23 protein-coding genes and 1 pseudogene are annotated in these 26,952 nt (G+C 63.6%); 13 read left to right on the forward strand and 11 right to left on the reverse strand.

The features are described from left to right. The first annotated feature begins 106 nt into the window (after window positions 1–106). From VT84_RS03995 to VT84_RS04035, 9 genes are all read left to right on the forward strand, one after another. Window positions 107–1,372 (forward strand): TIGR02996 domain-containing protein, encoded by a 1,266-nt coding sequence (locus VT84_RS03995; RefSeq protein ID WP_082838595.1) that lies wholly within the window; start codon window positions 107–109, stop codon window positions 1,370–1,372. A gap of 108 nt (window positions 1,373–1,480) precedes the next feature. Then, entirely contained in the window at window positions 1,481–2,725 is a 1,245-nt protein-coding gene (locus VT84_RS04000) for a TIGR02996 domain-containing protein (RefSeq protein WP_082838596.1), read from the forward strand. A gap of 24 nt (window positions 2,726–2,749) precedes the next feature. Beyond that, on the forward strand, window positions 2,750–4,000 hold the full coding sequence (locus VT84_RS04005; protein ID WP_082838597.1) for a TIGR02996 domain-containing protein: 1,251 nt from the start codon (window positions 2,750–2,752) through the stop codon (window positions 3,998–4,000). A 32-nt stretch (window positions 4,001–4,032) separates the two neighbouring features. Next, complete coding sequence (locus VT84_RS04010; protein ID WP_082838598.1) at window positions 4,033–5,292, forward strand: TIGR02996 domain-containing protein; 1,260 nt, start codon at window positions 4,033–4,035, stop codon at window positions 5,290–5,292. Window positions 5,293–5,323: 31 nt separating this feature from the next. Next, window positions 5,324–5,722: a metallopeptidase family protein gene (locus tag VT84_RS04015; RefSeq protein ID WP_052553212.1), complete on the forward strand. Its 399-nt coding sequence runs from the start codon at window positions 5,324–5,326 to the stop codon at window positions 5,720–5,722. 183 nt (window positions 5,723–5,905) lie between these two features. Then, window positions 5,906–6,481 (forward strand): POTRA domain-containing protein, encoded by a 576-nt coding sequence (locus VT84_RS04020; protein WP_157469174.1) that lies wholly within the window; start codon window positions 5,906–5,908, stop codon window positions 6,479–6,481. Between the two features lie 78 nt (window positions 6,482–6,559). After that, window positions 6,560–7,513, forward strand: coding sequence for an ABC transporter ATP-binding protein (locus VT84_RS04025; protein WP_082838600.1), 954 nt, complete (start codon window positions 6,560–6,562; stop codon window positions 7,511–7,513). 8 nt (window positions 7,514–7,521) lie between these two features. Beyond that, window positions 7,522–8,694 (forward strand): ABC transporter permease, encoded by a 1,173-nt coding sequence (locus VT84_RS04030; protein WP_204249711.1) that lies wholly within the window; start codon window positions 7,522–7,524, stop codon window positions 8,692–8,694. A 13-nt stretch (window positions 8,695–8,707) separates the two neighbouring features. Next, entirely contained in the window at window positions 8,708–9,319 is a 612-nt protein-coding gene (locus VT84_RS04035; protein WP_082838602.1) for a hypothetical protein, read from the forward strand. Window positions 9,320–9,400: 81 nt separating this feature from the next. Here the strand turns inward: VT84_RS04035 and VT84_RS04040 are convergent, their stop codons facing one another. Further along, window positions 9,401–9,847, reverse strand: coding sequence for an SRPBCC domain-containing protein (locus VT84_RS04040; RefSeq protein WP_052553203.1), 447 nt, complete (start codon window positions 9,845–9,847; stop codon window positions 9,401–9,403). Between the two features lie 311 nt (window positions 9,848–10,158). Here VT84_RS04040 and VT84_RS04045 point away from each other — a divergent pair, with 311 nt between their 5' ends. Next, the gene (locus tag VT84_RS04045; RefSeq protein ID WP_239465672.1) at window positions 10,159–10,935 is read left to right on the forward strand and encodes an acyl-CoA desaturase; all 777 of its coding nucleotides are present in this window, start codon (window positions 10,159–10,161) and stop codon (window positions 10,933–10,935) included. A gap of 163 nt (window positions 10,936–11,098) precedes the next feature. Here VT84_RS04045 and VT84_RS04050 read toward each other — a convergent pair whose 3' ends face one another. Genes VT84_RS04050 through VT84_RS04055 form a run of 3 tightly spaced genes read right to left on the reverse strand, consistent with a single transcriptional unit; the run spans window position 11,099 to window position 15,832 of the window. Further along, the gene (locus tag VT84_RS04050; protein ID WP_082838604.1) at window positions 11,099–12,556 is read right to left on the reverse strand and encodes a DUF1501 domain-containing protein; all 1,458 of its coding nucleotides are present in this window, start codon (window positions 12,554–12,556) and stop codon (window positions 11,099–11,101) included. A gap of 21 nt (window positions 12,557–12,577) precedes the next feature. Then, window positions 12,578–12,709, reverse strand: coding sequence for a hypothetical protein (locus VT84_RS41600; RefSeq protein ID WP_255359529.1), 132 nt, complete (start codon window positions 12,707–12,709; stop codon window positions 12,578–12,580). 3 nt (window positions 12,710–12,712) lie between these two features. Then, window positions 12,713–15,832, reverse strand: a complete 3,120-nt coding sequence (locus tag VT84_RS04055; protein WP_082838605.1) for a DUF1553 domain-containing protein — start codon at window positions 15,830–15,832, stop codon at window positions 12,713–12,715. A gap of 131 nt (window positions 15,833–15,963) precedes the next feature. On the opposite strand from VT84_RS04055, the gene VT84_RS04060 reads away from it, so the two are divergent. Further along, window positions 15,964–17,064, forward strand: coding sequence for a Gfo/Idh/MocA family protein (locus VT84_RS04060; protein ID WP_082838606.1), 1,101 nt, complete (start codon window positions 15,964–15,966; stop codon window positions 17,062–17,064). A 266-nt stretch (window positions 17,065–17,330) separates the two neighbouring features. Here VT84_RS04060 and VT84_RS04065 read toward each other — a convergent pair whose 3' ends face one another. From VT84_RS04065 to VT84_RS04095, 7 genes and pseudogenes are all read right to left on the reverse strand, one after another. Continuing rightward, a complete protein-coding gene (locus VT84_RS04065; RefSeq protein WP_052553196.1) occupies window positions 17,331–18,251 on the reverse strand; it encodes a DUF6999 family protein in 921 nt (306 codons plus the stop codon). Between the two features lie 2 nt (window positions 18,252–18,253). Further along, window positions 18,254–20,125 (reverse strand): 3-oxoacyl-[acyl-carrier-protein] synthase III C-terminal domain-containing protein, encoded by a 1,872-nt coding sequence (locus tag VT84_RS04070; protein ID WP_204249712.1) that lies wholly within the window; start codon window positions 20,123–20,125, stop codon window positions 18,254–18,256. A gap of 179 nt (window positions 20,126–20,304) precedes the next feature. Next, on the reverse strand, window positions 20,305–20,814 hold the full coding sequence (locus tag VT84_RS41605) for a DUF1559 domain-containing protein (RefSeq protein WP_255359530.1): 510 nt from the start codon (window positions 20,812–20,814) through the stop codon (window positions 20,305–20,307). A gap of 134 nt (window positions 20,815–20,948) precedes the next feature. Beyond that, a pseudogene (locus VT84_RS41610) lies at window positions 20,949–21,353 on the reverse strand (DUF1559 domain-containing protein); the annotation flags it as partial. 80 nt (window positions 21,354–21,433) lie between these two features. Further along, window positions 21,434–21,865 (reverse strand): carboxypeptidase-like regulatory domain-containing protein, encoded by a 432-nt coding sequence (locus VT84_RS04085; RefSeq protein ID WP_082838609.1) that lies wholly within the window; start codon window positions 21,863–21,865, stop codon window positions 21,434–21,436. Between the two features lie 334 nt (window positions 21,866–22,199). Continuing rightward, entirely contained in the window at window positions 22,200–22,655 is a 456-nt protein-coding gene (locus VT84_RS04090; RefSeq protein ID WP_082838610.1) for a TIGR03067 domain-containing protein, read from the reverse strand. 121 nt (window positions 22,656–22,776) lie between these two features. After that, complete coding sequence (locus tag VT84_RS04095; protein ID WP_082838611.1) at window positions 22,777–24,297, reverse strand: FHA domain-containing protein; 1,521 nt, start codon at window positions 24,295–24,297, stop codon at window positions 22,777–22,779. A gap of 250 nt (window positions 24,298–24,547) precedes the next feature. Between VT84_RS04095 and VT84_RS04100 the strand changes: the two genes are divergently transcribed. Both VT84_RS04100 and VT84_RS04105 read left to right on the forward strand, forming a co-directional pair. Next, window positions 24,548–25,621: an exosortase/archaeosortase family protein gene (locus tag VT84_RS04100; RefSeq protein ID WP_162271580.1), complete on the forward strand. Its 1,074-nt coding sequence runs from the start codon at window positions 24,548–24,550 to the stop codon at window positions 25,619–25,621. Beyond that, window positions 25,618–26,952: a VanZ family protein gene (locus tag VT84_RS04105; protein ID WP_162271581.1), complete on the forward strand. Its 1,335-nt coding sequence runs from the start codon at window positions 25,618–25,620 to the stop codon at window positions 26,950–26,952. The genes VT84_RS04100 and VT84_RS04105 overlap by 4 nt, the downstream gene beginning before the upstream one ends.

Here is a 26,952-nt window from a genome sequence, read left to right on the forward strand (position 1 = left end):
ATCTTGACTCGTGAGCGGAACCCGTTCCGCCACTGGCATAGGCGCGGGTGGTGCGGCCCGCGTAGACTGCGCTGGTGGAATCGCCACGGAGGACGAACTGGAGCCGATGACCAGCTCGCACGATGCACTGTACCGCGCCATTTGTGCGCACCCGGACGAGGACACTCCCCGCCTCGCCTTTGCCGATCTCATTGATGAGAACGGCGAGAGTCGGCGCGCGGCGTTCATCCGCACGCAGGTCGCGCTCGCCCGCCTTCCCGTCTACGACTCGGGTTGGGTGAACGTGCGCCAGCACGACCCTGCCGTGGCGACCGGTTGGTGCATGACGGAACAGCTCCCGAAACCACCGTCCCCCGGGTGCGAGTGGAATCGGTTCGAGTTCCGCCGCGGGTTTCCGTGGAAAATCGGCGTGCGGTCGCTGGCCGCGTTCCTGGAAAGCGGCGACGCGGTGTTCGATATGGCCCCGATTCAGGCCATTGATTTGGACCCGCGCGACCGCCCCGACCTTGCCTCACTCTCCGAATGGCCTCACCTGACCCGACTGCACCGGCTCACGTTTTCTACCGGTTGGTTCGGTCCGGCCGATGTCGCTCGACTCGCCGAGTCACCGCACACAAGCAACGTCACGGAACTCGGGTTCGAGGGAGATGCTCTCGAACCGGAGGGGTTGAGTACGCTAGCCGCGTCGCCGCTGTTCGGTCGCCTGAAAGCACTCGAATTGAGCGCGAACAATTTCCCGCCTGCCCTACTGATCGACGCGCTTGGTGCGGCCCCGAGTGGAGGGGAACTATCGCGGTTGTCACTTCCGAACAATCGCGTGGACCGCAACGACGCCGAAGCTCTATTTCGGCTCCCCGCGCTTCAGGATCTTCAACACTTGGATGTGAGCGACAACCCGCTCGCTGGGGAGGGAATCAGGGAACTCGCCGAGAGTGGAATCGTTCGCGGCCTGCGCACGCTGAACCTCAGCCGAACGCGACCCGGCGTGCCCGGGGTGAAGGCACTGACAGAAGCCGGTGGACTGGCCGGATTGCGCCTGCTCGACCTATCCCACAACGCACTGGGGCCGACTGCCGTGAAAGCGGTTGCTGCGTGCAGCGGGTTCCGCGGGCTGCGCGTACTGAACCTCTCGAATAATCACGTCCGCGACTCCGGGGCCGTGAGCCTCGCCGGATCGGGTGCGCTGGCGGGGGTACTCGAACTCGGTCTGTGCGAAACGGGAATCGGTGACACGGGCGCCCTCGCACTCGCCGAATCGCCGCACTTGAATCACCTGATTCGGCTCGACTTGCGTACCCATTCCGGCCGTGCGTTCGGTGACGTCGCTCGCGCTGCACTGATCGAGCGGTTCGGAGACCGCGTGTGTTTGTAAGGCGGGCGAGTTTTCGATGGGATAACGGGATAGAACAGAATCCAAGCCCGCGCGGTGTCTCGAACTCATCGCGTTCACGTTGTCTCGCCGGACCCGTTCCGTTTTGTCATGAATGACCGCGATGCACTTTACCGTGCCGTTCTCGATAACCCCGACGACGATACACTGCGTCTGGTCTACGCGGACGCGCTCGAAGAGAGCGGTGACCCGCGCCGGGCCGCGTTCATCCGCACGCACGTCGAATTGAGCCGCCTACCGGAATACGACCCGTTTGCGATCCGCTCGCGGTACCACGATCAAAAGAAAAAAGTGGACGGCGGGCGCTGGATCACAGAGCTGCCGCCGCTTCCGGACGGCCTCTCCTGGGCGCGCGACCCATTTCGCCGGGGGCTACCGGGGGCGATCCAAGCCAACAATGGGGGCACTTTCGTCGCACATGCCGACGAGCTTTTTGCGCGGTACCCCATTGAATCACTCGAACTTGCCGTCACACGGGTTGCGGATACGGCGGAACTAGCGGCCTGCCCCTGGCTAAACCGACTGCGGAGTTTGTCGTTCGTGCAAGGTGCCGGTGGGCCTGCGGCTCGGCGCTTGCTTAACTCGGAACACTTTGAACGCCTCACCGACTTGCACCTCGGCTCGCAACTGACGACGCAGGCGGCCGTCGCCGCGGTTGTGCGGAGTCGGGTGTTCCCACAACTCACGGGTCTCAGCGCGCGAGAGGACCGGCCCGGCGGCGGGTCGTTGGTCGGGGCGCTAGCCCGACTTTCAAGCCCGCCGCGGTTGAAGAAGCTCGATCTTTCGGGCAACCGGCTCTCGGCGGACTCGCTCGACTTGTTAGTCACGTCGGCGGCATTGCGGACAGTCGAAGACCTTGATCTGAGTGACAACAACTTAGGCGAAGCAGGTCTGACCGCGCTCGCGGGGGCAATGCTTCCTAATTTGCGCGCCTTGCACCTTTTGCGAACTCGGCCAACCGTTGAAGGCGTCGCGGCACTGGTCGGCGCCGGCTTCTTTTCAGAGCTGCGGAGCCTCACACTCGGTGGCAATAATCTCGCTTCAACGGCGGCGACGTGGGTCGCAGGGGCACCCGCCGCGAACCTCCGTGTCCTTAACTTGCACGAAAACCGAGTTGGTGATCGTGGCGCGGAGTCGCTTGCGAAAAGCGCGAACCTCGCGGGGTTGTTGGTGCTCGATGTCGCGGAAGCACACATCGGGGACGCGGGTGCCGAAGCGCTGGCTCGCAGCGAGCACTTGAACAATCTGATGTACCTCAACCTCTACGGTAACGCGATCGATTCCGCCCCCGTGGGGCGCTTGCGGAAACGTTTCGGCGACCGCGTTTTCCTCTAACGTACACCGCATTCCATCCCGCGAATGACCGATCACGACGCTCTACTGCGTGCGATCTGCGCGAACTCGGCGGACGATACTCCGCGCCTCATGTTTGCGGACTGGCTCGACGAGAACGCGAGCGCGCTCCCTGATCCGGTCGGCGCGCGTGACCGGGCCGCGTTCATTCGCGATGACATCGCGATGTCTCACCTCGATGAGTTCGCGCCCGAACGCCTGCGGTGGGGGTTGATCGAGAAACCGCGCCGCGAGGGAGATGGATGGGTACGCCGCCTTCCGTGGGTTACTGAGCTGCTGAACGGGCCGCTCTTGCGACGCGGGTTCCCGTGGGGCATTCGCTTGAACCCGCGGCAATTTCTGGCTCAAGCCGACCGCCTGTTTGCCGAAACTCCGGTCGCGACACTCGCATTTGCAAGCAATGACGGTGCGGCGGGCGAATTATTCCGGTCGCCGCACTTCGCCCGATTGCGGGGGCTGCGAGTGCATCGCGCCCACCTCCCCGAGCGCGTAGTGGCCCGACTCGCCGATGCGCCGGTCCTCGAAGAACTGAACGCGAGCGACAATGGACTGTCTCCCGATGCGGTCGGCTCGTTACTGCATTCTCCTTTGTTTCCACGACTCGCGCGCCTGGAACTGGATGGCGTGGCGGGTGGGCCGCTCGTCGTGCGCGCGATCACAGATTCCGCCGGGCCGGTTCGCCTTCGCGAGTTGTCGTTCGCCCGGGCCGGATTGACCGGCGAGGACGTTCGGCGCCTACTTACGGCATCCGCGGTTGCTGGTGTTGAGCGTTTGCGACTGAGCGGTAATCGATCGGGCGCTACGGGTTTGCACGAAGCGGTTGCCCGTTTAGCGCTCGAACGCCTGCACGATCTCGATCTGAGTGAAACTGCGGCGGGACCGGCCGGGTTGCGCGTGCTGTTGACGTCGCTTACTTTGTCGCGGTTACGACGGCTCGTGTACCGGCAAAACGGTGTAAACGCGGTGCTCGCTGCCGAACTCGCGAACTGTTACGAAGTGAGTAACCTGCGCGTTCTTGATCTGGCCTCAAATGCTATCGGAAACGCCGGCGCGATCGCAATCGCCCGGTCACCCCACTTCGCAGGGTTACTTGTTCTGAATCTCAGCTACTGCATGGTCGGGGACGAGGGCGTGCTGGCAATCCTCGAATCTCCGCTCGCCAACGGGTTGGTGTTCCTCGATTTGACCGGTTCACCCGCGTCCGGAGAGTCGAAGGAGTTGCTCAAGGCGAAAATGGGCGACCGCGTGCGTGTGTGATTTTTGTGCCGTGTCGCGAGTAAAATGCCTCCATGTCTGACCGCGACGCGCTCGTGAGCGCCATCTGTGACCAGCCCGATGAGGATACCCCGCGACTCATATTCGCGGACTACCTGGACGAACACGACGAACCCGCGCACGCGGCTTTCGTCCGCGCGCAGGTCGAACTCGCGCACACCGCGCCGTGGGAACCGTTCGCGGTCCGGTGCAAATGGCGCGAACCGAACGTAGTGACTGGCGAAGGGTTTCGCCCCGCACTTCCGAAGCTCTCGGTGGCCGTTGAATGGGCGCCGGCCCCGTTCCGTCGCGGGTTCGGTTGGTGGGTCGAGGTGCTTATGGCCTCGGAGTGGGACGCGCGCATCGCTCCGCTGTTCGATCGCGCACCGATTGGGAAGGTGACCTTGCGCGGCGCCCTTCTCGACGACTGGCGCCATGTAGCAGAGTCCGATCGCTTGAGCCGTTTGCGGGAGATCGTGTTCGCTATCAGCCCCATTGAGCCATTGTTCGCCATACGTGATGCGGTGGGTATCGAGCGTGTCACAGATCTGCATTTCAACCGCGCGAGTGGTGCCGGAATGCCGGAGGTCATCGAAGACCTGTTTCGCTCGTACCTCGGTCGAGCTGTTCGCGGGCTACACTTTCACATGGGATACGAATCGCGCGACGCACTTCTCGACGCGCTCAACACAGGCGCACCGCTTGAGCGGCTCTCGTTCTCTGTTATGGGACTCGCGGCAGACTCTCTGCGCAGGTTGTTCGATGGCCCGATTGCGCACAAATTGGCGGAACTCCATTTTGTCAATGAACCGCTGTCGGACGACGGGCTGCGTGTGTTGGCCGGTACGCTCCCACCCGGGCTCCGCGACCTCACGCTCATTAGCGTCGGGATGCGCCCGGACGGATTAGAGGCGTTCGCACGCAGCGACCGCCTCACGAACTTGCGCCGACTGACGCTCCACGGGAACGCGCTCACCCCACGCGCGGTGAAGGTGCTCTCACTGACGCACTCGTTGACCGCGCTGCGTGCGATCGATTTGTCTGGGTGCCACATCGGAGACAAGGGCGTTCGGCACGTTACGCAGGCGAAGTGGTGGGGCAACTTGGTGGAAGTGGTCTTGCGGCGAAACCCGCTCTCGCAAATCGGTGTGAAACACCTGCTCAACGCCCCGGTGCCACCGGACCTGACCGCTCTTGTGCTCGATCGGGACGCCCTGAGCCCCGAGAGCCGGGGCGCGCTGGTGAAGAAGTTCGGCGCCGCGGTTGTGTTCGTGGTACCCGATCCGTTCGGTTGACCCGCGCCCGTGCTTCCGCGAGTATAAGGGCATGGGCATGAGCATGAAGAAGTTCGCGGCCGTCGTCCGTCGCGCCATTGATTCGCTGCCGGACGAGATCAAGGAGCACCTCGAAAACGTCGTCATCGACGTGGAAGAGGAGCCGTCGGTCGAGTTCCTGCGGGACGCGGGGTTCACGGACGAGGAGATCGAGGCGGGCGATTCGCTGTACGGATACTTCATGCCGATGGAGGGCGTACAAGCCAGCGAAATGCTGGAGAACCCGAACCGCATCCTGATCTTCCGCAACCCGCTCGAAGACGATTTTCCCGACTCGCACGAGTTGCAGATCGAGATCCGGAAAACCGTCGTTCACGAAATTGCTCACCACTTCGGCTGGTCCGACCGCGATCTCGAACGATTCGACGATAACCCCGACCCGTTTGGGTAATGCGGAATGCGGAATGTGGAACGCGGAGTGAAAGCCGAAACGCTGTGCCTGTTCCGATCACGCTTCTTTCCCCCGTCTTCCGTTCCGCATTCCGAACTCCGCGATTCTACTTCTTCCGGGTCGCACTTGACCGTCTCCTTTGCGCACGATTAACCTCCGCGCGGTCTAACCGAGGAGGTGAACGTGAGCACCCGAGCGCTACTCGTGTCGGTCGGCTTGCTGTGCGTCTGTGGTGAGGTGCGTGCGCAGCAACCGGCGCCACAGCCGATCCCGAACCCGGGCAGTCCGCTGATCCCTCCGACGGGACTTCCGTTGCCCGGTTCCTCGCCGATCACTCTGCCGCCGATTCCGGTAGAAAAAACGGTCGACGACCTGATTGCCGAACTGGAGCGCCTGCACGCACAAAAGGCCGATTTGGAGAAGAAGGAACAGGAACTGAAGGCCGTTCTCCGCAAGAGGCTTCAGTTGCAAACCGAACGACTTCAGAAACTGGGTGTTACACTGAAGGATGTGAAGCCCGGAGCGCCGGATCGCGTGGGGCGCATTCTTCTCGAGGGGACCGCAGAGAAAGACGAGAAGAAAATCCTCGACGTGATTGGCATTCGTCCCGGTGAGGTGCTGCGCTACCCCGTGTTGGAAGAGGCTCGCATCAAACTCGAAAAAACCGGGTTCCGTGACGTAGTTGTTGAGGTCGTCTCCAACAAACAGGATGCTCAATTCAAGGACATCCGCGTGCGCGTCGAAGAACTCAAACGCTGACCGGCGCCGTTCGCCTTGCAACTCTTTTGACCCGTCGCTATTCCCCGGCTACCAAAGCTTCTAAGCCGGGGTTCACACATGCCGCTGCCGGTGGCCCTTAGCCTCGTTGATGTGACCGTGCGCTACGGCGCGCGCACTGCCATCGAGCGCGTGTCACTCGACGTTCGGCGCGGGGAAATTGTCGGTCTGCTCGGCCCGAACGGGTCCGGTAAGAGCACCACGCTCGCGGTCGCCGCGGGTGTGCTCGATCCCGTGTGTGGCACGGTTACAGTCGACGATCGCACCCGGACCGCAGACCCGGTCGGGTTCGCCCAGCGCGTTGGCTTGGTGCCGCAAGAACCGGCCGTTTACGAAGAACTCACGGCCGCGGCCAATCTCACGTTCTTCGGCCAACTGTACGGCCTGACCGGTCACGACTTGCGCCGGCGGGTGACGCGGGCGCTCGCCCGCGTGAAACTCACCGATCGTGCTCAAGATCGCGTTTCTGCGTTCTCTGGCGGTATGAGACAGCGCTTGAATCTCGCAGTTGCGCTGCTCCATGATCCGCCTGTGTTGCTCCTCGACGAACCGACCGCGTCACTTGATCCCGCGAGCCGCGACGCGCTTTTCGCCGATCTCACACGCTTCCGAGACGACGGTCACGCGATCCTGCTCACCACGCACCACATGGATGAAGCCGAAACGGGATGCGATCGCATCGCGGTTTTGGAAGGGGGGCGGCTCGTCGCGAACGGTCCACCGTCGGAACTGCTCCACACGCACCGAATCGATCGCGCTGTTTTGTACGGGCACCTCCGCACGCGCCCGCCTAAGTACCTCGAACGGGCGATCCGTCAGCGCCTCAACGCGCGCGCGGAACTGGAGATTACCGGCCGCCGGTTGCGCCTTTCTGCGGACACGAGCGAACAACTTGGTACTGCGCTTGCGGCGCTGTTGGTGGAAGGTCTTGAATTGGAATCGTTCCGCACGCCCGCCGGCGCGCTGGAGCGGGCGCTGCGTTCGGAAGAGTGCGAAACGGGAGAGCGGGCGTGAGGAGCAAGGTGTCACTGGCGCTGGTGCTCGCCCGCAAGGATTGGTGGCTCTTTTGGGCCGACCGGCGCGCGGCCGCGCTGTGCTTCGTTGTGCCGGTGCTGCTCGCGTCCGCGTTCGGTACGATCTTTTCTCGGCCCGTATCCGGTACCGCAACGAAATTGCCCGTGGTTATCGTCGTCGAGGACGACGGGCCGTTCACGCGCCAGGTTGCCGACGAACTGCTTGCTTCGCCGCGTTTGGATGTCAGGGAAGTCACTCGTTCGGAAGCCGAATCTGCGGTTGCTGAACGCAAGATTGTGGCCGTCGTACTCCCAACCGGTTTCGAGCAACTCAAGAACTGGCAGCCGGGTGTCACCACCGAACAACCCGAGCTTCTCTTGCTGTGTCACCCGAACGCGACCGCCGAGCGCCAGATGGCGCAGGGGATCGTCACCGAAGCCGTCATGAAGCGGGTCACGCGCGAAGCGTTCCGTGACGTTCTGAAAGACAGCACTGAGGACGCACTTGCCCCGCCATTCAGGATCGAAACGGTGACCGCGGCCCCGTTCGCCGGGGCACAGTTCAACTCCTATGCGCACAGTTTCTGCGGAATGACGTTGCAATATCTGCTGTTCTGGGGCATGGAGAGTGGGCTGCTTTTGCTTCGCGAGCGCTCGCGGAGCGTGTGGACCCGCGTGCGGGCCGCGGCCGTGCCCCTCTCCTGCGTGGTCGCGGGTAAAGCGCTCGCGACCGGGATGGTTGCGCTGTTGCAAGTGCTAGTCACGTTCGGTGTCGGCTATCTCGCGTTCGGTGTGAAGATCGACGGCTCCGTGATCGGCTTCGTACTCCTCGCTGTGGTCGCGTGTGGACTCGCCGCGTCCACGGGATTGCTTGTGGCTGCACTCGGCGGAACCGAGGCTCGGGCGCGGAACGTCAGCATTTTGGTGATTCTGGGTGTATCGATGCTCGGCGGGTTGTGGGTGCCGGCCTTTCTGCTGCCCGAATGGGCGCGTGACATTTCGCTGGCACTTCCGACGACGTGGGCGCTACGCGGATTTGAAACGGCCACGTGGCAGGCCGGTGGCTTCTGGGCTGTCGCGCCCAACATTGTGGTCGTCGCCGGTTTCACAGTGTTGCTGCTAACGATCGCCGCGATGCGATTACGGTTCGCGGAATTGCGTTTGCGGCAAGGAAAAATCTAGCGGGGGAATCCCGATGAAGCGATTGATGTGGACCGGGTTCGTCGCACTGATCGCCGTCGCGTCGGTTCACGCGCAACCGCCTGCCGCGATGCCCGGACCGGCTCAGAAAACGGTCGAGCTTGCGCTCGAAGACCAATTCGACCGGAAAACGGACGTCGCGGACCTGCGCGGGCACGTGGTCGTCGTGGTGTTTGGTGACCGCAAGGGGAACGAGGCGTGTCGCGCTCTCGGTGAGCAACTCCACGTGTACTGGCACCCGGACGCGAAGGGCCAAACGCCCGCGAAGGCCCAAGCCGCGCCGGTCGCGCCGCTCGAAGGACTGAAGCCGGGGCAGGTGTCGCCGAACGTGATTGTGGTGCCGGTCGCGTGCTGTGGGAAGGTGCCCGGGGCGATCCGCCCGGCCATCAGCAAGCAGATTGCAAAAGGTTCGCCGGACGTCGTGGTGTGGCTCGACTTCGCGGACAAGATGAAGGAATCGTTCGGCCTGACGGCGGGCGAAACGAACGTGATCGTCCTCGACGCGGCCGGCAAACTGCGGCTGAAACTCAACGGCGCGCTCGACCAACTCACAATGGACAAACTCGTGAAGACGGTTCAGACGGCACGATACGAAGCCGTGCGCTGAGTTGTGATCGTCGGTTGGTAAACCGGAGGCCGTCGCGCGACGTGCCTCCAATCGTAAATCGGCAAGCTCCGATCTGAACACTCACCCCGTCGTCAGCCGCGCAGCAACCGCGGCCCACACATCTTCGATCACCTTTTTAGCGGTGCCTTCGAGTAGTCCCTTCGGCACCATCTTGAGCAACCCAGTAACGGCCACCAAATCGCCGGCCCAGTGGACGAGTGTGCCACCGTTTTCGCCGTCCTTGAACTCCAGTTTCGTCTCTACGGTGCTGCTCGCGCCCATCGTCTTCGTGTCGATCTTGTACGCGACCGACTTACCGGCGTCGCGCGCCGTTACGGTCGCGTCGAGCGTCAGACTGCCCGTGAGGAACGACAGCTTCGGCTTGATCTTGCCTACCGAGTGATCCGCGGTCGCTTCGGACACCTGCGCGTCGGGGACACAATTTGCGAGGAACCCCGCGTCGGAGAGTTTGGCCGCGACTTCGGCGGGTGGCAGGGGAATAGCTTGGTTACCTTCAAAGTGAATCATGAGGCGCTCACTGAAGATTGCTCGCGGGCGGGGTGCCCGCGGGGATTTCGCCCATTGTATCCACGTTGCACAATTCCAGATTTCGTGCGAGCATTTGCCACCTGTGAGTCCTATTTTACTTTGGACTCGAACCGGCACTCACGCCCGGACACCACGGAGCCGCTCCCATTTCGACCGCCGCACCGCAATCGGGCGTCGTTCCCGCTCTGCAAGTCCCCACGCTCCCCGCGCTGAAACTTCCGCGCCCGCCGGTCGGCTGGTACGCGCGGCTCCGGGCGATCCCGTTCATCGGACTGCACGTCGCGGCGGTAGTGACGCCGTTCTTCGTGCCGATCACCTGGGAAGCGGTGGGGTTGGGGCTACTGTTCTACGTCGTGCGGATGTTCGGCATTACGGGCGTGTACCACCGGTACTTCGCGCACCGGGCCTACAAGACGAGCCGGTGGTTCCAGTTCGTGCTCGCGTGGATCGGCTGCGCCGCAATGCAGAAGGGGCCGCTCTGGTGGGCCGGGCACCACCGCCACCACCATAAACACTCCGACCAAGAAGACGACCCGCACTCGCCGATCGTTCGCACGGTGTGGTGGGCGCACGTGGGCTGGGTGATCTCCGGTCGTTTCCGTGACGCCCCCGCACTGAAGGACTTTGAAAGGTACCCGGAACTGCGGGTGTTGGACACGTTCTTCACCTGGGTGCCGGGGCTGGCGCTCGCGGTCCTGTGCTACGCCCTCGCCGACTGGAGCGGAGTGGTGTGGAGCTTCCTGGTCGGCACCGTGCTGCTGTACCACGCGACGTTCCTGGTGAACTCCGCGTGCCATCTGTTCGGGACGCGCCGGTACGAGACGACCGACCAGAGCAAGAACTGCTGGTGGGCCGCGATCCTGACGATGGGCGAGGGCTGGCACAACAATCACCACCACTACCAGAGCTGTGCCCGCCAGGGGTTCAAGTGGTGGGAGATCGACATGAGTTACTACATCATCCGCGCGCTGGGAGTAATCGGGCTGGTGTGGGACATCCGCGAACCAACCGAAAAGGCACTGAATAGCAAAGCGCTCGCGGCGGAAGAAGCGTGCGCCGCGGATTAGAAGAGCAAATCGGCCACGGATAAACACAGAGAACACGGATCAGAACGGACGAGCTTCGGTCGAATAGCAGAATCAACATGATTCTGATTTCGGTCTTGTTCCGGTTCTGATCCGTGTTCTCTGTGTTTATCCGTGGCGGGTTCTTCTGTTTGCCTTTCTCCCTCTACGCCAGGATGTCTTTCACCACAGTGCCGGCTACATCCGTCAGTCGGAAATCGCGTCCGTTGTAGCGGTACGTCAGCTTCTTGTGATCGAGCCCCATCAGGTGCAGCACGGTCGCGTGGAAGTCGTTGACGCTCACGCGGTTCTCTGCGGCCTTGAAGCCAATCTCATCGCTCGCGCCGTAGCTCGTACCGCCCTTCACCCCGCCACCGGCCATCCAGTAGGTGATCGCGTGCGGGTTGTGGTCGCGGCCGTTGTTGCCCTTCTGAACAATTGGGAGCCGCCCGAACTCGCCGCCCCAGATGACCAGCGTGCTGTCGAGCAGTCCCTTGCGCGCGAGGTCTTCGAGTAGCGCCGCGATGGGTTGGTCCGTTTCTTTTGCGAACCCGCCGTGGTTCTTCGCGATATCATTGTGCCCGTCCCAGCTCAGGTCGTTCTCCATGCCGCCGCTGTAGATCTGAACGAAGCGCACGCCCTTTTCTACCAGGCGCCGCGCGATGAGGCACTGCTTCGCGAAGTGCGTCGCCTTCGGGTTATCGATGCCGTAGAGCTTCTTCGTCTCCTCCGTCTCTTTCGACAGATCGAGCGCGTCCGGTGCGGCCATCTGCATCCGGTACGCGAGCTCGTAGGACTCGACGCGCGCGGTCCAGTCGGCCTCGCCGGGGTGCTTGTCCGCGCCCTTCTGGTTCAGCTTCGCGAGCAGGTCGAGCTGACCGCGCTGGCGCTCGGGGGTGATGTCGGTCGGGCGCGTGAGGTTGTCGATCGGGTCGCCCTGCGGTTTGAACGCGGTGCCCTGATAAACGGTGGGCAGGAAGCCCGCACCCCAATTGAGCGAGTGCCCCTTCGGGATGCCGCGCCCGAGCGTGTCGTACATCACGCAGAACGCCGGCAGGTTACGGCTCTCGCTACCCATGCCGTAAGTGACCCAACTCCCGACGCACGGGAACCCCATACGTGCCATTCCGGTGTTCATCTTGAACAGCGCCGGGGAGTGGTTGTTCGAGTCGCTCCAGAGCGAGTGAACGAACGCCATCTTATCCACGTGCTTGGCCATGTGCGGGAACAGGTCGCTGACCATCTTCCCGCACTGCCCGTGCTTCGCGAACTTGAACGGCGATTTCATGAGTGGCCCGACCTGACCGGTGAAGAACCCGGTGCTCGGGTCGAAGCCCTTCAACTCCTGACCGTCGCGCTTTTCGAGTTCGGGCTTGTAGTCCCAGGTGTCCACCTGGGACGGCCCACCGTTCATGAACAGCCAGATGACGGACTTGGCCTTCGCCTCGAAGTGCGGCTTCTTGGCCGCGAGCGGGTCTTCGGCGCGGGCCGTGGATTTTTCTTCCGCGCGCAGAAGGTCGGCGAGAGCGAGCACGCCGAAGCCGCCTCCGGCGCGACTCAAGAACGCGCGCCGAGAGGGGTACGCGGCTTTCGGTGACGCGAACCAGCGGGGGAGGTCGAGCATGAGGTTCTCGCAGTGGCGGGGTCAGGCTTGCGGTTGCGACGGGAGCATGTTGCGGAGCATGTCGAGATCGGGTGCGCTTTCGCCCGCGTTGAAAAACACTTCAACAACACCCGGATCGGTGAGCTGGCACACTTTAAGTGGGCAGTCGCTCATGTCTCACTCCACGTACAGGAACTCGTTCAGGCAGAACAGCACCTGGCACAGGTCGGCCATTGCGGTTTCACGAGCGGTTCCGGTGTGGCCCTTCAGGAACGCGGTCGCGTCGGCGAGTTCGTCCCTGGTCGGTTCGCGACACAGCGCGAGCTTGTACGCCAGTGTGACCGCGTCCGCGTCACTGGTTTTGCTGTCGGCCGTTGCGCGCTTGGCCAAGCCGTAGGCCGCCGCACGCACGTGCGGGTTGTTCATCAGGTGCAGGGATTGCGGCGCGACCGTTGTACTCGGTCGGTCGCCCACACCCGTCGTGCCGTCGGGTGCATCGAACACGACCAGTGACGGGATCAGCTTGCTCCGTTTCATAGTGAAGTAGATGCTGCGCCGCGGGCTTTCTTCGCTCAGCGTGCCGGGGCCGTACATGGTCGTGTTCAGTCGGCCACCGACGGCCAGGATGCTGTCACGGATCACTTCGGCTTGCAGCCGGCGCACCGGCTGACGCCACACGAGCTTGTTGTCCGGGTCGAGACGCGCCTTTTCCTCGTCGCGTGCGGAGCTTTGCTGGTAGGCGGCGCTCGTCACGATCAGCTTGTGAATCGGTTTCAACTTCCAGTTGTTGCGGATGAGTTCACCGGCGAGGTAGTCGAGCAACTCGGGGTGGCTGGGCGGCTCTCCGCGAACACCGAAGTCGCTCGTTGTAGTGACCAGTCCCTTACCGAAGTGCTGCGCCCAAAGGCGGTTCACGATCACGCGAGCGACGAGGTGCCCGGCCCCGTTTTCCGCGTCCGTCATCCAGTTCGCGAACGCGGTGCGCTGGTAACTGAGGCGCGAACCCGCGGGCGGGGGCTTCACCCACTTGGCTTGCGCTTCCGCGTCGGGCATCAACGTTTGCAGGAACGCGACCGATGCGACGCCCGACTTCTGGGCCGGGTCGCCGCGGCGCAGGAAGTGCGTTTCCTTCAGGTAATCGTCACCCTGAGTGTGGAGCCGAATCGCGGGCAGGCCCTCGCTCGATACGAGCGCTTTGACCTTGTTGGGTTTCGGTGCGGTCGCGAGGTGGTCGCGTTCGGCCTTTTGGAGTTTTTGGAACTCCGCATCTTGTGGTGCGTACCACGCTAAAACAGCCGCGATTTGTTCAGGTGCTCGCTTATCGGCGGAGAGAGCGAGTGCCGTGCGCACGATTTCGCTCGTCGCACTACCGGTGAGGTCGGGCTTCTCGTTCGCGCTCAAACTGATGCGCGGCCGCCCGATTCCGTGGCCCGTGTTGTTGTTGAAGGCCAGCGTGATCGTAAGTTTCGTTCCGCCCGGGAAACCGACCGGTTTCTCGAACGTGAATGCCGCGGCGTGATCTTTGCCAAATTGCGGGTCAACAGCCCACGCGGTCGTCGTGTTGTCGTCGATCGTGTTCGCGACTCCGAGGCCCTTTTGCTCGAAGGTGGCGCGGGGGCTGGCGAGTTTCACGCGGACCGCTGGTTGCGATCCTTTCTGTTCGAGCGCCTCTGCGAGCACGCGGATGTCGGACAGAGCGAAGTTGCCGTTCGCAGCCCGCCCCGGGCCGTTCTTCACGAACGATGAGTGCGCGAGCGCTTCGAGTCGCAGGGACTTGATGCTTTCCAGGGCGGTAATCACCTCAAAGGTCAAAGTTTCGGTGGTGGGATTCTTCCCAGAAAACAGCACGCTACCATCGGGTTGTGCAGTGAATGTGGCCCCACCCGCGGACTTGCTCGCCGTGATCTTCGGTAGCACCCAAGCATCCGCGGGAACAGCTTTACCGTTCCTTTCCTTTTCCCAGTTCGCGAACCGCGCCGGCAGTTGGTCTTTCTCGAACTTCACGAGTGCGTCCGTGAACCGCTTGTGGTCCGCATCAAACGCCGCCTTTGCCTTCGCATACCCCTTTGGATCGAGATCAAGATCCACCTCCGTGCGGACGGTTGTGGTGAACGCCGCGAGCATCCGGTAGTAGTCGCGTGCGGGGATCGCGTCGAACTTGTGGTCGTGGCACCGGGCGCAGCCGACGGTGAGCCCCAGGAATGTGGTGCCGACGTTCGCGAGCACGTCGTCGAGTTCGTCGTACCGGTGCTTTTCGACCTCATTTTTCGTGATCTGCGTACTGTGGACCCCGGCCGCGAGGTAGCCGGTCGCTATCATCGCGAGTGGGTCGTTCGGCGCGATCTCGTCGCCCGCGAGTTGCCACTTCGCGAACGTGTCGAACGGCAGATCGGCGTTCAGTGCCTTAATCACGAAGTCGCGGTAGTGGTACGCGGTGGGGCGGTCGTAGTCGTGCTCGAAGCCGTGGCTCTCGGCGAACCGCACGAGGTCGAGCCAGTGCCGCGCCTGTTTTTCGCCGAAGTGCGGTGACGCGAGCAACCCGTCGATCACCTTCGCGTAGGCTTGGGGCGTTTCGTCCTTCAGGAACGAGTCGACCTGTTCCGGCGTCGGTGGTAGCCCGATGAGGCCGAGGTAAGCGCGGCGAATCAGTGTTCGCTTGTCGGTCGCGGGGTTCGGTTTGATGCCCGCGGTTTCGAGCTTCGCCAGTATGAACCCGTCGATCGGGGTTTTTGCGTCCGGTTTGGGGTTCTTGATGTCCTTCAAGAGCGGTTGGTAAGCCCAGTGCTCCTTTCCCTCTGCGGGCGTGACCTTCTTGGTCCACGCTGTCTCATCGATCGCGACGAACGGCTTGTCGTAGGGCGCGCCTAAGTCGATCCACTCCGCGATTTTGGCGATGTCCGCGTCCGCGAGCTTGGCCCGTTCGTAGGGCATGTGCGGCTCTTTTTGGTGAGCCGTGAGCTGATACAGGAGGCTCTTCTTGTGATCGCCGGGCACGAGGGCTGGTCCGCGCTCGCCTCCCTTCATTGCGAGTTCGCGGGTGTTCATGTCGAACCCGCCTTCGAGTCGTTCCCCGCTATGACACTTCACGCACTTCGCTTGGAGAATTCCACGCACGCTCGTTTTGAAGAGTTCCGTGCCCCTCGCCATCTTCGCGACGTGATCGGGATCAACCTTTTCCTGGCCTTTGTCTTTGGGTTGTGTGACGGGGGTACCGGCAACTGGGGCGGAGATCGCGCGAGCAGCGAGAGCGAACACTACCACGAAAAGCGCAGCGCGGAGGGAGGTCGAAATGCGCATCAGCGGATCCTCGGCAGGCGGGATATTCACAGAAGTTACCAACACGCGGCTGTGAAGGGAAGCGACGGGCGCCCTTCGGCACGCGCGGTGCATCTCCTTGAGCACCTTCGCCCCGAGCACGAGGTGCCCTGATGAGCACGAAACAGGTGCGGTTCGCGGTGGTCGGGACCGGTTGGTTCGCACAAGAGGCGATTCTGCCTGCGTTCCCGAACGCGGAGAACGCGAAACTTGCCGCCATCGTTTCCGGTGACCCGGTGAAGCAAAAGGACGTCGGTGAGCAGTACGGCGTCCCGGCTTACGGATACGAACAGTACGGAGACCTGCTCGAAAGCGGCACCATCGACGCGGTGTACATCGCGCTGCCCAATTCTATGCACAAGGAGTACACGGTTCGGGCCGCAAAAGAGCACGTTCACGTGCTTTGCGAGAAGCCGATGGCCGCGACCGCCGCCGAGTGCCGCGCGATGATCGACGCCTGTAACGACGCCGGCGTGAAGCTGATGATCGCGTACCGGCTGCACTTCGAGTCCGCGAACCTCCTGGCCATTGAACACATTAAGGACGGCAAGATCGGCGAACCGCGCGTGTTCAATTCGGTGTTCACCCAACAGGTCCAAGAGGGGAACACGCGACTCGATGCGGACCTCGCCGGTCACCCGCTCATGGACATCGGGATCTACTGCATCAATGCCGCGCGCTACTTGTTCCAGGACGACCCCATCGAAGTCACCGCGTTCAGCGCGAGCAACCGCGAAACACGGTTCCGTGAGGTGCCGGAACTGGTGACCGGGGTGATGCGGTTCCCGAAGGAGCGGCTCGCGACGTTCACCTGCGGGTTCGGCGAGGCCAACGTGTCCGAGTACCGCGTCGTCGGCACGACAGGTAACCTGGGAATGGAACTCGCCTACACGTTTCGCGGCGACATCACCATGCGCCTCACGGATAAAGAAGGCAAAACGAAGGAAGCGCGATTCCCGGAACGCGACCAGGTTGGGGCGGAAATTGCCTATTTCTCCGACTGCGTTTTGAATAACCGCGAACCGGAGCCGAACGGCCTTGAAGGGCTGACGGACATCGCCATTATCGAGGCCATCGAGAAGTCGTGTGCGACCGGCCGAGCAGTTCGGCTCGATCCGGCCCCGTCCAAACCGCGCCCGTCACTCAAGCAAGAATACAAGCTACCGAAGATCGAGGCGCCGGAGTTGGTCAACGCTTCCTCGCCGGGTGGGTGAACGAGGCGCACTTCACGTGGCTAACAATTGCTAACATCTTGGGACGGGTGACGCCTAATTTGATTTTTCGCCGGAGAAAATGACCAGCGCCACTAACATTCGGCTAACATCGTCGCGTTGTTTGCGGTTGGCCGAAGAATTCTAGAATCGCCAAAGAGATTAATCTGATACTGGATCAGCGTGTTTATTTTAAACACGTATAGGGAAAAGTCAATTTCGGTAGGTCGCGAACGGGCATGTGTCTTCGGACGTGAGCCGAACTCACATTACTGCGGTGGTCGGTCCTGTTTCACGGCGTCCGCCTTGTTCTCGCGCGTGCGCTTCTGGCGGACCAGGAAGGCGTGCAGGAACTCGGCCGCCAAACCGTGGAGCATGAGCCGGTGGGCCGCGCCGAGTGTGGAACTCGGGACGATCGGGTGCTTGTTGTTCACCAGCCCCAAGTACCGGTGGTCGTTCAGGAGCGTGGTCGCGTAGAGTGCGATCGTCTCGTCCAGTTGGAGCGAGTTGCACGCGCGCCAGAAATCACTGTCGGTCAGGAGCAGTTGGTACATCGGCGTGTACATTTCGATCGCCGATTCGAGGTCGATAAAGTTGAACCAGCCGTGCGGCATGTCCTCGATCGGGAACTCGCCGTCGGTGATGCAACTGAAGTCGAGGTCGCCCTTCGGTTGGAGTTCCAGCCCCTGCTCGTTGAGCTGCCGGTTGATCTCGATGATGAAGTTGAAGATGTTCAGGTCGTGTTGCAGGAACACGTTCTGTGTCAGGTCGTGCAGCTTCTCCGGGCGCAGCCCCACGAACTCCATGTTCACGCCCTTCGCGTTCTTCGCGATAAACTGGAGCAGCTCAGTGCCGATGTGGAAGTGGCGCATCACGAGGTAGTTCGCGTAGGGCGACACGAACCACTTCAGCCCCCAGTAGATCGAGTGGTGCAGCAACCACGACGACGTGAGGAACCGCGGCATCACCGTTTTCAGCACCTTGAACCCGCAGATCGTGAGCCGGCAGAACGGCCGGATCATCGGCAGGAACCACTGGCGCGACGTGGAGGCCACGTCCACTAGGAAGTTCGCCTTCGCGACCGCGTGGAGCGGCACGCTCGTGTCCATGTAGAGCGCGAGCCACGGGTTCGGGTCGAGCGGGTTGTGCTTGATGCTCTGGAGCTTCTGCGTCGCGTCGGTGGGCGGCATCGTTAGAAGTTCCCGATCTCTTCGAGTTGCAGGACGTACAGCCGGGCCACCACCTTGGCGGCCGTCACGATCTCGTCGACCAGCTTTTCGGTCAGGATGCCGGACTGCACCGCGGCGTCGAGGCGCTCGAAGTGGACGTCGTCGCTCGCGGAGTGGTACGCGAGAAACGATACCTGGCGCGGGTCGAGGTTCAACTGGGTGCGGATCAGTTCGGCCCAGCGCGCGGCCACCCGGCGCCCCAAACCCTCAATAATAAACATCGCGCCGATCAGGTCGAACGGGTTCTCGCGGCTCGCGCGACTCAGGATGTACTCCGAGAGAGCCGTGCTGCCGATGTTCTTCTGGCCCGCGCGGATTTCTTCCGCATTTCCGCCCACCGATACGTAATCGCGTTCGATCATCTCGAAGTCGCGGTGCTCGTCGCGCGAGTGCCCGATGAACGCGGACCGGATCGGGAAGTGCTCGCGCGTCACGTTCGACGCGGCCCGCGAGATCCACCGCGACCCGTCGATCACCTGCTGCCGCAAGTTGAACAGCAGATCGCGGTAGTCCTGAAGCGTTACGCGCCCGTCGAACATCTTCGCCACGATCGGCGCGCGGTTCAGGCGCGTCTCGAACGCGGTCCACACCCCTGCGAGTTGTCGTACCAGTGACTCTTCGAGGGGTGAACCGCTGGTCTTGATGTCGGGCGGCTCAGAGACAGTGGGAACGACCGCGGTCGGGCGCACATGGGGGCTAGTGCTTCCGACGACGCGCAGGATCACGTAGCCGAACATGAACCGGCCGCTTTCGGGCACGATACACACGATGCGCTGACCGGGTTCCAATTTTCCGCTGCGGAAGAGGTCGCCGAGCATCAGCGGGAACGACGCGGACCCGACGTTTCCGCTCGTGTAGAGGTTCGTGAACACGCGCTCGGGATCGATCGTCAGTCCGCCCCGAACGAACCGCTCGTTCGCCTGCTCGCGGAACAGGTGCGACGAGTAGTGGGTGACCCACCAATCGACACCTTTCGGGTCGAGTTTGCCCTCTTCAATCAATTCAAACACGCCGTTCACGCACAACCGCACCACGTCGGTGAGTAGCTCGGTACTCTGGTGCAGGTTGATCGCTCCCGCACGCGATGCGGTCTCATAATCCGGGTGATCCAGCCAGCCGACTTGCGGGTCGGCGAGCACCTCGTCGCGGTTGCCGACGAACATGCACGGCGGGAACTGGCTCGCGTAGGACTTCAGCGCAATCGTCTCGATTTCGAGCGACAGGCCGGCGGGGGCCGGTTCGTTCGCCAGGAGGAGCGCCCCCGCGCCGTCTGAGAGCATCCACCGCAGGAACTCGGTCTCGAAAGGCAGGCGCTTGCCTTCGCCGTAACCCTGGGCGCGAAAACGGGACGCTTTGAGCAACCGGCTGGCGAACTCGCTGGCGACGCACACCGCGTTGGGCACTTCCCCCGACCCAACGGCGAGCGCGGCGTGCCGCAGCGCGACCACGCTACTCGCGCAGATGCCGTGGATCGTGGCGATCTCGCACGGCGGCATGTCGAGTTCGCCGTGGACCATGCTCGCGAAGCCGGGGAGCGGTAAGTCGCCCTGCGAAGTGGCTGCAACGAGGAGTCGCACGTCCTTCAGGTCGAGCGTGCTGTGGGCGATCGCATCGCGGACGGCGCGAGCCGCCATTTGCGCGTTGGTGTGCGTCGTGTGCTGGTTGTCGTCGATCGCGTAGTAGCGCTGCTCGATCCTGTTCTGACGCAGCACGCGCTCGCGCAGGCCCGAGGGCTTGGGGCCGATTTGTCCCAATCGCGCTTCCATCTGTTCGTTCGTGACCGGTTCGCCGGGGAGAAACTGCCCGACCGAGGTGATGAAGCAGCGGCGTTGCACCGGGGTGTCCTTGTGAATGACGGGCGCTCGCCGCGTCCGCCGCGGGCGATTCGCCGCACTACAAGAAGACGTTCCGAGTGTGAAAACTCGCCGGTTGTGCGACGGAAATGACAGTGCTAACCGAACGGAACGCGGGAGTCAACGGGCAGCGCGGGTACGCCGCCCGTTGGGGCATTCGATCACCCGTCGTTACCAAGAACTTCACCGCCCTGGGAGGTACTCAGGGCGCGCCACGTCACCAGGCTGATCGAGTTCGGCACGAACCGGACGCTCCCGTCGCACATGGCCACGGTGACGCCGTTGGTGTGCCGGCTGCGGGCCACCTGCATGCGCGGGCGCGAGGCCGTGGAGGTGGTGGTGCAGGGGGCGTTCGGGGGTGTGCTGTTGCACCCGGCCCCGGTCAGCACGTCGGGGTCGGTGCTGTTCGGCTGGCTGTACGCGGTGAACCCGGCGGCCCCGCCCCACCACGAGAACCCGCGGTAGTCGCCCCCGCCCTGCCCCTGGCAGACCTCCGACGCCATGAGCGTGTTGCTCGTGCCGTCGGTGATCTCGGCGATCTTCCGCGGGCGCCCGCAGCGCCCGAAGGCCGGGTTGCCGGCGCCGTAATCCACGGGCGAGGAGTCGCCGCCCGCGGCCAGGGTCGCGGGTCTTCGTACCACCCGAACGGGGCGCCGCCGAAGCTCGTACACGTGGTGCTGGTGACCGACCCGCCGGTACACCCGATCGGGATCTGTGACTGGTAGAGGCTGGTGTTCCCGGCGTTCAGCACGTAGTTGTGCTGCGTAATGGTTCCGATCACGCTCGGCGTGTCGCTCGGGCAGGTGAACGTCGGGATCCGCTTGTTCGCGACGTCCGCGTTCCCCCCGCCCGCGTACCGCGGGCCGGCGTCCAGGCCGCCGAAGTTCGTGTAGATCTTGAAGATGTTGTCCTGTTCGATGTACGGCAGGATCGGCACCTGCCAGGTGCCCCAGCAGCACCCCGTGCGGCTGACGCCGGGGATGAACGTGCCGATCGCGCTCTCGTGACTCATGTTCCCGAGACTGATCTGCTTGAGGTTGTTACTGCACTTCATGCGCGCGGCGGCCTCGCGCACCTTTTGCACGGCGGGCAACAGCAGCCCGATCAGGATCGCAATAATCGCGATCACCACCAACAGTTCGATCAGCGTGAACGCGCGCGTCCGGGGCGCCCCGCGACCGAGGTAATGAGAACGGGACCGGAGGTACATGAGCGTCTTCCTTTCTGAAAAAACAGAAATGAGAGAGGACAGACGAAAAACCCGCGGCGGAACAAGGAGAAGGGCGATTTTTAAGGGATCTCGATCTCGAACCGGTTCGGGCCGTCCGCGGCGACCGTGCGCTCCTGCTTGGATTTCACGTTCCAGTCGGCCGGGATTAGTTCCTTAGAGATGATGTTGGTGCCCCCGCCGGGACCGGGCGGCTTGTCGGCCTCGACCGGGTTAACCGCCGTCTTGCCGTCGCCCGCCGACACGCGGAGCAGGTACCGGCCCGGTACGAGGCCGGTCGGTCTGGGGATCGTGAAATCCCCCGCGGTCAGCAGCACGGTCGCGCGGGTCGGTTGCCCGTCGAGCGGCTCGAACGACACCGTGCCGTCTTTGAGCGATTGGCCCTTGAATTTGACCGTCCCGGAGATCTCCTTCCGTCCACCGTGCGGATCGGAACACCCGGTCGAGAAAACAATGAGGACAAATAATGGGACGAACCCGCGGAACGAGAACATGAGAGCCTCTAAAGATGAGCGAGAGAGGGGCAATGAAGAACTCGTGAATATATCTCACGTATCTGCGCTTCGATCAAGCGAAAATTGTCAAATTACGTTCGGGAAATAGGGTGGCTGATGTGCGTTGCAATATGAATGCGCGCGCCGGCCCGGTATCCGTTGGTGGGACGGAGTTGGGGCTTTGGGCGAGGGCTACACACCCCCGGTGGGCGAATGGGCGGTTCGGGGAGAGAAATGGACGTGCCCCGTATCAGAGGGGCGGGAGAGCGTGTGCGTGGGCGGGAGCGTGATGCACGGGTGCGAGGCCCGTGCGACGGTTCGCAGTCTCAAAAAACTACTTCTTCTCAAAAACCATGAGCAGCGCTTGAACGGTGGCGGAGGTTTTGAACTCCTTCGGGCGGTCCGCGGGGTTTTCGGATTTCGCGGCGCAGATCGTGAGCTTGTCACCTTCGAGCTTGCAGACACCGTACATCTTTTCGGACTGGCCGTTCGGGTTCGTTCCGCTCATGTCGATTTCGTTGGGGCTTTTCGAGGAATCGAGCGTGTAGCTCAGCGGCGCCTCCTTATTGCCCCCGGGGAACGTTAACTGGTTCGCGGTGATTTTGACCGTCTTTTCCCCTTCCGGCATCGCGCTAACGTACTTGTCCTGGACCGCGCCGCCGGCCTCCAACCGGACGAGGAGCCACGCGCCCTCGATGCTCTCGTTGCGCGGCGGATCGGCTTTTTTACCACACCCAATCGCGAGCACGAGGAGCGCAGTCACCAGCCCGCTGCCAAAAGGTCGACGCATGACTCCGTCTTTCGCGTTGGCTCCCGGGCGCGAAGCGCACAAATGAGATATTAGCGTAATCGTTCTCGGGAACGGATTCCAGACCTGTCGTGCGATTTGTAAGTTCGACCGAACCGGGGCTTCAGCCGCGCGAGAAGAGCGCGATGACCGCCTGCCACCGCGTGGCGCGCTCGTGTTGGAGCGCGTGGAGCCGGTCCAGACTTTGTGCCGGTGCGGGTGTCGTGTCGAGGCTGCGCGGGATCGGGGGATCGGGAATGGGGGTGCGCGCGGACGGTGGCACCCACGCTTCCGGGCGCGCCGCGCCCGGGTCCGCGGGCGGGCGGGGGAACACGTGCCCGTCGGTCGAGGGGACCGGCACGCCGTCCGTAGCGGCGCGGGCGACCACCTGGCGCGAGATTTCCGATTGAAGGGACGTGATTTCAACTGTCAGCGCTTCGATCCAGTTCAGCTCGGTCTGAACGATCGACAGGTGCTCGTGCCTCACCCGACCGAACAGCCGGGCGACCAGGCGCAACCACTGCTCGAATTCGCCGGACATCCGGGCGTGGAGATCGGCCATTTGGCGCAAAATTGGCGCGAGCGGCTCCTGATCAGTTGGTTCCAACCCGAGCGCGCTGAACAGCCCCGCCAGCGGCACTTCGGGGAGAACGGGCGCGGCGGTGGTCGGGGGCGGGCCGGAATTGGAGACGGTGATCGGGTTCGAGGCCGGCCCGTTCCCTCCGGCCGGCAGCCGGAACGCATCGGCCATGATGTGCGAGTTCGGCAGATCGTCGGCCGATTCGGGCGTGGCCCCGAGTTCGACTTCGTCTTCCGTTCCCTGGGCCGGTTTCGGGGCGGGAGTTTCGGACGGGAGCACCGGCGAGTTCTTCGAGGTCGAGGCCGAGTTCATGACCCCGTGGTCGCCGGGGGGCGCACCCGAAGAACTGGCGAACGGCGGGGCCGAGGCTTGATACTGGCACCCGATCAGGAACCGCCCGACCCACAGTTCCGCGCCGTTGGTGAGCGGCGCGACGCGCATGCGCTCGCCGTTCACCACGACCCCGCGCCCGGACAGGTCCACGACCCACAGCCCGTCGCGCGTGGACACGAGGCCGCAGTGGTACAGGGAGATGTCGTCGGCCGTCAGGTGGATTTTGCAATCGGGCGAGCGCCCGACGAGCGTGATGAGCCGGTTCACCGCCCAGCGGTCTTTGGCCCGTTTCCCGTTCCGGAACTCCAGCGACACCACCGATCGCGTTTTGGCGCCCGTATCAGCCGCGAGCGGGTTGTAGTCCGGGGGGAACGTGCTGGGGCGGTCGGTGACGGGCACGCGGAGCCGGAGCAGGAACGGCCCGACCTTCGCGGCGACGCCCGCGTCGAGCCAGCCGGGCCCGCGGGTGCCGCTCGGCCACACGAGCCCCGTGCGGCTCCCCAGATCGACGGCGAACACGCGCCCGCCGAGGGTCTGGAGCCAGGCGTGCCTCGGGTTGATGTCGGGGTCGGAAAGGGTGACGTCGCAGGAGTCGTCGCGCCCGACGAGGGTGAACGGTTGGTCGACCGAACCTTCGGCGAGCAGGCCGCCGCCGGCCAGATCAACGCGCAGGTCCAGCGGGGCGGTCGCGCCGCAGGCGCCGGCGAACCGGGCGATTAGAGGATCGTTCACGGACCAAAGCCCTGCCGGGACGGATGCGGGGCAAGTACCGGAGAGGAGGCACTAGTGAGTATACACCCCAATCCGACCGATAACCATAGTTTACGCTAACACACTTCGCACTCTCTGCGGGAACTTTGTGCGCGAATCGTAGCCCGCGAACGTGTCCTACGGTTGCAATCGGCCCGGAAATCGGCCTGCCCCGTTGCGCCCGATTCTGGTATATGTTGAACTGCCCACCGCTCGCTCGGAGACCGCATCAGTGAGTTCTGCCTCCCCCTCTCCGTCGCGGTCCGGTTCCGCTCTCGCCGCCGAAGTGGTTCGCACGCCCGGCTGGATCGCGGCCCTGGTCGCACTCGTCGGGGTGCTGGTGTTCGTTTACGCCGCCCTGTTCCGATACTGCTACGGGGAGTGGCTGAAGCCGGACTACTCGCACGGGTTCCTCGTGCCGTTTTTCGCGGCGTACCTGGCGTGGCGCTGGCGCGCGTGGGCGCCCGAGCGCGTTCGCTGGCCAGAACCGTGGGGGCTCGCGTTCCTCGCGGTCGGGGGCGGGCTGTTCGTCGTGTTCGGCGACCGGAACGTCGGTAAGGAGTGGATGCAGGGGCTGTCGTTCGTGCTGAACCTGTGCGGCGTGACCCTACTTTTGGGCGGATGGAAGGCGCTGAAGTGGTTGTGGCCGGCGCTCGCGTTCCTGCTGTTCATGTTCCCGCTGCCCTGGCGGGTCGAGCACGCCCTTGGCTGGCAGCTCCAGAAGGTCGCGTCGATCGCGTCCGAGTTCGTACTTCAAACCATTGGCTACCCGACGTACCGCGAGGGGATCATCCTGCACGTCAAGGACCACGTGCTGCGGGTCGAGGAGGCGTGCAGCGGGCTGAGCATGTTGCTCACGTTCGCCGCGCTCGCGACCGGGATGGCGGTGCTCGTGCAGCGCCCGTGGCTCGACCGCGGGCTGATCCTCGTTTCGGCCGTGCCCGTCGCGGTGCTCTCGAACGTGTTGCGGATCGCGCTCACCGGGGTGCTGTATAACGAAGCCGGTAAGGAACTCGGGGACCGGGTGTTCCACGACTTCGCGGGGTGGATGATGATGCCCCTGGCGCTGGCCGTGTTGTGGGGAGAGTTGAAGCTCCTGGACTGGGTGTTCGTGGACGAAGGTGGGAAGGCGAGCCGCGAGGAAATGCTCAAAATGAATTCGGCGAACCCGGCGTATCTCATCATGACCGCGCCCGCACCAGGGAAGGGCAGCACGCGGGCGCCCGCCGCACTCCCGACTGCGGCACAGCCGGCAAAGCCCGCCGCGGTTCCCCAACCGGCCCCGTCCGAGGGGGCGAGTCGGTGAAGTCCGTGCGCGGGGTGTATGCGTGGGCCTTGGTCGGGGTGGCCGCGTTCATCGTGTACGGCAGCCTCGTGCCGTTTCACTTCGGCCCGCGCACGAACAGCTTCGGGCGCGTCCTGGCTGACGGCGTGAAGATCACCTCGCGGTCCGACGCAATCGCGAACGTGATGCTCGGAACGCCCCTCGGCTTCGTGCTCCTGGGACTAGTGGCCGTCGATCGTTCGTGGCCGCGGCGCAAGGTCGCGGGGCGCGGGGCACTCCTCCTGCCTGTCTGTGCGCTGTTTTCCAGCGCAGTCGAGTTCACGCAGCTCTACACCGTCGAACGTACCTGCTCGGTATCGGACATCGTGGCGCAGGGCTTGGGCGCTCTCGCGGGAATGGTGGCGTGGGTGCTGTGGGGCCAGAAGCTCACGGACCACGTTCGCCTGATGTGGGCGCGGGCCGATGTGAACGCCGCTGGAAAAGTGCTCATTGCGTATCTCGCGCTGCTCGCATTCATTCAGGTACTCCCGCTCGATCTCAGTGCGAGTCCGGCCGAACTGTATCGGAAGATACGCGACACGGTTCGGTTCGTGCCGTTCGGCACCTTCGAGGGGCTGAACGCCGCGGAGCGGTGGGAGCAGATCGCGAAGTTGGCCAAACTCGTGGGCCTGTACTTCCCGCTCGGGGTGCTCGCGGCACGGCTCGGGGGGCGGGTACAGTCGTGGAGCGTAATTCGCGTTGCGCTCGTGGCCGGGGCTGTTGCGCTGTGTTTGGAATCGGCCCAGTTGGTTGTGAAGTCTCGCACCCCGAGTACAACGGACGCGGTCGTCGGCACGCTGGCCGTGATCGCCGGGTGGTACGCGGGGCGCGTTCACCACGAGGGGCTCGCGATCCCGTTCGCGATGAGTTGGGGAATCGTGTGGTTCGCCGGGATGACGCCCGTCACACAGCCTCCTGCGAACGCTCCGCGGCTCGAAATGCCCCGCCCGTTCGACTGGATGCCCGGGCGCCCGCTCGAAAGCGGTGATCCGCTCTTTACGCTCGAAGAGATGCTCACGAAGTTGGTGCTGTTCGGGCTGCTCGGCGTGCTTGTTGCAGCCTGGCGTTTGCCCCCGCGCTCCCGACGTGGTCCGCACGGATCGGTTAGCGCCGCTGTGGCGATTGCCGTCATTTTAGGGGTGGCCGTCTCCGCGTTCTTCGAGAACGGGCAGCGCTGGTACGACACGCACACGCCCTGCATCACCGACGTGCTGCTCGGCGGCCTCGGCGCGGCGGTTGGTGTGGTCGGTTCGAGTTTAACTTGTGTGCGAAGCGGCAGTTCGCCAGCGCGAACGCCCCGCCCCGTGTGCTAA

This window comes from Gemmata sp. SH-PL17 (assembly GCF_001610855.1).
Classification (GTDB): Bacteria; Planctomycetota; Planctomycetia; order Gemmatales; family Gemmataceae; genus Gemmata; species Gemmata massiliana.